The sequence below is a fragment of the Staphylococcus simulans genome, assembly GCF_002902285.1.
Lineage (GTDB): Bacteria > Bacillota > Bacilli > Staphylococcales > Staphylococcaceae > Staphylococcus > Staphylococcus simulans.
The window spans coordinates 1-1,281 of the sequence record NZ_PPRU01000050.1 but is presented as its reverse complement, the minus strand read 5'-3'; the positions used below and the strand labels follow the sequence as shown (position 1 = coordinate 1,281).

The following is a 1,281-nucleotide window of genomic DNA, read 5'->3' as shown; positions in this document are numbered from 1 at the left end:
GGGAAATCTCATCTTGAGGGGGGCTTCATGCTTAGATGCTTTCAGCACTTATCCCGTCCATACATAGCTACCCAGCTATGCCGTTGGCACGACAACTGGTACACCAGAGGTATGTCCATCCCGGTCCTCTCGTACTAAGGACAGCTCCTCTCAAATTTCCTACGCCCACGACGGATAGGGACCGAACTGTCTCACGACGTTCTGAACCCAGCTCGCGTACCGCTTTAATGGGCGAACAGCCCAACCCTTGGGACCGACTACAGCCCCAGGATGCGATGAGCCGACATCGAGGTGCCAAACCTCCCCGTCGATGTGAACTCTTGGGGGAGATAAGCCTGTTATCCCCGGGGTAGCTTTTATCCGTTGAGCGATGGCCCTTCCATGCGGAACCACCGGATCACTAAGTCCGTCTTTCGACCCTGCTCGACTTGTAGGTCTCGCAGTCAAGCTCCCTTATGCCTTTACACTCTATGAATGATTTCCAACCATTCTGAGGGAACCTTTGAGCGCCTCCGTTACACTTTAGGAGGCGACCGCCCCAGTCAAACTGCCCGCCTGACACTGTCTCCCGCCATGATCAATGGCGCGGGTTAGAAATCCAACACAGCTAGGGTAGTATCCCACCAGCGCCTCCACGTAAGCTGGCGCTCACGCTTCTAAGGCTCCTACCTATCCTGTACAAGCTGTGCCGAATTTCAATATCAGGCTACAGTAAAGCTCCACGGGGTCTTTCCGTCCTGTCGCGGGTAACCTGCATCTTCACAGGTACTATGATTTCACCGAGTCTCTCGTTGAGACAGTGCCCAAATCGTTACGCCTTTCGTGCGGGTCGGAACTTACCCGACAAGGAATTTCGCTACCTTAGGACCGTTATAGTTACGGCCGCCGTTTACTGGGGCTTCGATTCGTAGCTTCGCAGAAGCTAACCACTCCTCTTAACCTTCCAGCACCGGGCAGGCGTCAGCCCCTATACATCACCTTACGGTTTAGCAGAGACCTGTGTTTTTGATAAACAGTCGCTTGGGCCTATTCACTGCGGCTCTTCAGAGCGTGAACCCTAAAGAGCACCCCTTCTCCCGAAGTTACGGGGTCATTTTGCCGAGTTCCTTAACGAGAGTTCTCTCGCTCACCTTAGAATTCTCATCTTGACTACCTGTGTCGGTTTGCGGTACGGGCACCAGTTATCTAGCTAGAGGCTTTTCTCGACAGTGTGAAATCAACGACTCGAGGAAAACATGTTTCCTCTCCCCATCACAGCTCAACCTTGAGAATGGCGGATTT

At 53.1% G+C, this 1,281-nt stretch carries 1 rRNA gene; it reads right to left on the bottom strand.

Annotation, left to right across the window (positions count from 1 at the left end):
- Positions 1–1,281: ribosomal RNA gene (locus CD112_RS11470) — 23S ribosomal RNA — on the bottom strand; the annotation flags it as partial.